The organism is Mycolicibacterium canariasense, from assembly GCF_002101555.1.
GTDB lineage: Bacteria > Actinomycetota > Actinomycetes > Mycobacteriales > Mycobacteriaceae > Mycobacterium > Mycobacterium canariasense.
The window spans coordinates 1-4,441 of record NZ_LQOL01000010.1 but is presented as its reverse complement, the minus strand read 5'-3'; the positions used below and the strand labels follow the sequence as shown (position 1 = coordinate 4,441).

6 protein-coding genes are annotated in these 4,441 nt (G+C 65.9%); 2 read left to right on the top strand and 4 right to left on the bottom strand.

Annotated elements, in window-relative coordinates:
* Both AWB94_RS01465 and AWB94_RS01460 read right to left on the bottom strand, forming a co-directional pair.
* Positions 1–1,439, bottom strand: a 1,439-nt coding sequence (locus tag AWB94_RS01465) for an MMPL family transporter (protein WP_133058197.1), incomplete at its 3' end; no start/stop codon positions are given.
* Positions 1,436–1,867, bottom strand: coding sequence for an MmpS family transport accessory protein (locus AWB94_RS01460; protein WP_062655279.1), 432 nt, complete (start codon positions 1,865–1,867; stop codon positions 1,436–1,438). The genes AWB94_RS01465 and AWB94_RS01460, both read right to left, overlap by 4 nt.
* Before the next feature lie 177 nt (positions 1,868–2,044).
* On the opposite strand from AWB94_RS01460, the gene AWB94_RS01455 reads away from it, so the two are divergent.
* Together AWB94_RS01455 and AWB94_RS01450 are read left to right on the top strand one after the other, a co-directional pair.
* The gene (locus tag AWB94_RS01455) at positions 2,045–2,635 is read left to right on the top strand and encodes a TetR/AcrR family transcriptional regulator (protein WP_062655278.1); all 591 of its coding nucleotides are present in this window, start codon (positions 2,045–2,047) and stop codon (positions 2,633–2,635) included.
* Complete coding sequence (locus AWB94_RS01450) at positions 2,632–3,189, top strand: chorismate mutase (protein WP_064961238.1); 558 nt, start codon at positions 2,632–2,634, stop codon at positions 3,187–3,189. The genes AWB94_RS01455 and AWB94_RS01450 overlap by 4 nt, the downstream gene beginning before the upstream one ends.
* On the opposite strand, the gene AWB94_RS01445 is transcribed toward AWB94_RS01450, so the two are convergent.
* A complete protein-coding gene (locus AWB94_RS01445; RefSeq protein ID WP_062655277.1) occupies positions 3,175–3,576 on the bottom strand; it encodes a hypothetical protein in 402 nt (133 codons plus the stop codon). The genes AWB94_RS01450 and AWB94_RS01445 overlap by 15 nt on opposite strands.
* Before the next feature lie 30 nt (positions 3,577–3,606).
* Entirely contained in the window at positions 3,607–4,173 is a 567-nt protein-coding gene (locus AWB94_RS01440; protein ID WP_062655312.1) for a hypothetical protein, read from the bottom strand.
* Positions 4,174–4,441 lie beyond the last annotated feature (268 nt).

Below are 4,441 nucleotides of genomic sequence, written 5' to 3'. Positions count from 1 at the left end.
TGTGGAGTGCGGAACACCGCTTTGGCGATCTTGTCGATCACCAGGAAATCAGCCGAGTTACGCAGATCGTGATCGCTCTCGACAAGCAGCAACTCCGGATTCATCCGGGCCTGGTTGAAATGCCGGTCCGCTGCCGCGTACCCCTCGTTCGCGGGCAGATCCGCCGGCAGGTAATTGCGGTCGTTGTAATTGGTCTCGTACCCGGGCAAGGCCACCAGACCGACCAGGCACAGCGCCAGCGCGGACACCAGGATCGGTCCGGGCCAGCGCACCACGGCCGCACCGACCTTGCGCCAGCCCCGAATACGCGCACTGCGCCTGGGCTCCAACGTCTTTCCGAACCGGGTGGCCACCGCGATGACTGCCGGGCCCAGCGTCAGGGCGCAGACGACCAGGGTGACCATGCCGACCGCCAACGGGATGCCAAGTGTCTGGAAGTACGGCAGCTTGGTGAAGTGTAGGCAGAACGTCGCGCCCGCGATCGTCAGACCCGAGCCCAGGATCACGTGCGCAGTGCCGTGATACATGTCGTAGTAGGCCGCCTCCCGGTCCATACCCCGGGTGCGCGCTTCTTGGTACCGGCCGATCAGGAAGATCGCGTAATCGGTTGCCGCGGCGATGGCCAACGTCACCAACAGGCTGGTGGCGAACGTCGAGAGCTTGATGATCTCGTAGTAACCGAGGAAGGCCACGGCGCCGCGGGTCGCGGCCAGACCGAGCACCACCATCACCAGGGTGAGCAGCACCGAGACCACCGATCGGTAGATCAGCAGCATCATCACGATGATCACGCAGAAGGTCAGCGCCTCGATCATCCGCAGACTGCGGTCACCGGCGATCTGCTGATCCGCCGACAGCGCGGCGGGACCGGTCACGAAAACCTTCAGCCCCGGTGGGGGTTTGAGGCTGTCGATGATGCCCTGAACCGATTCGATCGATTCGTTGGCCAGCGTCTCACCCTGGTTGCCCGCGGTGTACACCTGCACGTAGGTCGACTTGCCGTCGGCGCTCTGCGCACCGGCCGCGGTCAGCGGATCACCCCACATGTCCTGGACATGCTCGACATGCTTGGTGTCGGCTTCCAGCTTCTTGATCATCTCGTCGTAGAACTTGTGCTCCGCGTCGCCGAGTTGGTGGTCGGCCTCCAGCACCACCATCGCCGAGCTGTTCGACTTGAACTCCTTGAAGTTCTCGCCGACGCGCTTCATCGCGATCACCGATGGGGCGCTGTCCGGGCTCATGGACACCGATCGGATCTTGCCGACCTCTTCGAGCTGCGGCACCACGGTGTTCAGGATCGCGACCACCGCGATCCATCCGATGATGATCGGAACGGCAAGCCTGCGAACCCATTTCGCGATGCCGCGACGATCATCTTCGGCGGCGTGCGGCGTGGCCTTGAAGGGATCGGTGGGCGGATCGGTTTGAGGAACGCTCATGCAGATTTCACCAGACAGTAGGTATGGGCGCCGATGCCGTCGACAGTACGTTCGTCTTTCACTTCGTCGTCGACGGTGATGCGGCAGGACAACGTGGAACCGTCACCCTGCCCGGAAATCGTGGGGAACACCGACGGAGCGGTGGTGCTGAGCGTCAACGTCCAGGGCAGCGGGGCGTTGTCGGCCCGCTGCGGCTTGGCGTCGAGGTCCATGTAGTTGATGTTGGCCGTGGCACCCGGCTCACCCCAGATCTCGTACTTGACCACCTTCGGGTCGAACGGCTCGCTCTCGTCGGAGGCACTGTTCTCGGTCGAGACGTAACCGGGACCGGTGCCGAAGAACGTGCGCACCCGCATCACCGTGAACGACGCGACGGCCACCACCACGACAATGACCAGCGGTATCCACACCCGCTTCAACACGTTCATCGCCCCGACTCCGTCCGATCGTGAACAGCCTCACTTAGGCTAGCTAGTCGATTGGACGAGATTAGCCAATCGGCTAAGTTAGGACAAGACGGACGTCAAAGTCTGTGACGCCGGATACTGCCCGTGCGAAGATGCGCAGCAGGTCACAAGCTCGACGGAGAAAAGGAGGCGGGTCGCATGGCCAAACCAGTGGCGCAACGCGGCTTCGCTCGTGAGCGCGTTCTCGACGCCGCCCTGCATCTGTTCGCCGAGCGAGGCGTCAACGGCACATCGCTGCAGATGATCGCCGACCACTTGGGAGTCAGTAAGGCCGCCGTCTACTACCAGTTCCACACCAAGGACGACATCGTGCTCTCGGTGGTGCGCCCGGTCTTCGACGATATGGACCGGCTGGTGCGTATCGCCGAGACGATCTCCAACCCGGAGTCCCGCCGTGACGCGACCATCAGCGGATTCGTCGACATGGCCATCCGACACCGCCGGATCGGCACCATGTTCTACGGCGACCCCGCGGTGCTGGAGTTGGTGCGGGCCCACAAGGAATTCGAGGATTGCGGCGATCGGCTGCGTGAGCTGCTGATCGGGCCGACCGTGGACGTCGAGACGCGGGTGACGATCGGAATGCTCACCGCAGGGATCTTCGGCAGCACCACCGAGCCACACCTCAGCGATGTCTCCGACGCCGACCTGCATCGCATTCTGCTCGACCGCGCACAGCGCCTGCTGGCAGTGGCCGCCGAGCCCGGCACCGCGGCACTGCGGCCATGATCGTCCGCCGCGCCGTGCTCACCGCGTTGGCGGCCGTCACCGTGCTGGCGCCGGCCGGGGTGGCGCACGCCGCGCCCAGTCCGCTGGACACCCTGGTGTCGGCCGCGACCCAGCGACTGCAGACCGCCGATCCGGTCGCCGCGGTCAAGTGGATCACCCACGGCGATATCGAAGATCCGGTGCGGGTCCAGCAGGTGCTCAAAGCCGTGGCCGCCTCCGCGGCCGGCCACGACGTCGACGTCGACTACGTCACCCGCATCTTCACCGATCAGATCCACGCGACCGAAGCCGTCGAATACCGGCGGTTCTCCGAGTGGAAACTCGATCCCGCCGCCGCACCGACCGCGGCCCCGGACCTGTCCTCGTCGCGGGCCCGGATCGACACCCTGAACACGACGATCGTCACCGAGCTTGCCGCTCAGCGGGATCTGCTGCATTCACCGGGATGCGTCACGGCGCTGCAGGACGCTCTGGACAACGCCGGGGCGACGTACGGACTGGACCCGGATTACCGACAGGCCCTGGCCTTCGCCACGCATTCATATTGCGGCTGACGTCGTCGCGCCGGACTGTTTGGCCAGTCCGAAAATGGCAATCGTGCGCACCAATTGCCCCAGATCTTCCATTCGGCCGGCCGGCATGGCATCGCGAGCCAGCCACCATCCCGGGCCCACCCGCCTGAGCGCCAGACGTGGCACCGGCGCGCGCAGGACGGTGACCGGCTCGTCCCGGATGATCCGCGCCTGCAGTGGTCGGCCATCGGTCCGGCGCACCAGTAGTCCGGCCGGCCACTTGAGCACGTCGATACTGCCGACGTCATAGCGCCCGCCCAGCCCGATCTGGATCACGTCGTCGACCAGCGGAACCGTCAGACGAATGGCGCCATCCCGGATCTCGTCGAGATCGGGCACCCACAGCGGCAGGCGCGAGGCAACGAGCACCCATTAATGGTAACCATTGCCAATAACGGTTCAGCGCGCGCCCACCTCGGCGGGCAGCGGCGGCGGCAGCGGCGTGGTGGAGGTCGGCGTCGTGGACGTCACGGTCGTGGTCACCGTCGTGGTTCCGCTCGTGGATGTCGACGTGGATGAGCTCGAGGTGGAACTCGAGGAAGTGGAGGTGGACAACGCGCCCTGCGGTTCGTGCACATCGGTCAACGGCTCGTTGCGCAGCACGGTGCCACCGGTGCTGACCTTCAGCGTGCTGGGCGTGACGGTATAGGTGACGCCGTCGCTCTCGGCGACATAGCCGCCGTCCGACGCGGTGGCGGTCAGCACCAGCTTGGCACCGTCGCGGACCCGGACACCGCGATATTCGTAGCCACCGCCGGTGTCCTTACAGATGGCGATGCGCGAACTGGAGGTGCTGCCGAACAGGACGGCGACGGCGGGGGCGCTGCACCGGGCGGTGGAGTCGACATAACCCTGGCTGTCGGCCGTGGGCGCGGCCCCGGACAGTCCGGCCGCGGCGGCCAGCAATGCCAGGCCCGCCACGCCGGATGCGGTCAGGCGGACAACGGAAAGCGTGGAAGTAGACATCACCTTCCACCTGACCATGGCCCGGGTAATTGCGCGAGCGTCAACACCGAGACACAACCGAATCGTTAAGCCGCCGCAACACGCTCGAGCTTGTGCACAGCGGACGGTCACCCCCTGGCGTCTTGCAGGATCTGCTGCAGGCGCTCCAATGGGTCGCCCGTGCCGGGGTGCAATTGCCGCCCGGGATCCCGTTCGGTGGGCGCGGCCCCGCCGACCGGTGTCGGCGCCGGGGCCCCCGCGGCGGCGACGACCACCGGGAACGCCTCGG

Bases quoted from the DNA above. Each gene is read 5' to 3' on its own strand.
- AWB94_RS01460 (WP_062655279.1), bottom strand. From the start codon at position 1,867: ATGAACGTGTTGAAGCGGGTGTGGATACCGCTGGTCATTGTCGTGGTG.
- AWB94_RS01455 (WP_062655278.1), top strand. From the start codon at position 2,045: ATGGCCAAACCAGTGGCGCAACGCGGCTTCGCTCGTGAGCGCGTTCTC.
- AWB94_RS01450 (WP_064961238.1), top strand. From the start codon at position 2,632: ATGATCGTCCGCCGCGCCGTGCTCACCGCGTTGGCGGCCGTCACCGTG.
- AWB94_RS01440 (WP_062655312.1), bottom strand. From the start codon at position 4,173: ATGTCTACTTCCACGCTTTCCGTTGTCCGCCTGACCGCATCCGGCGTG.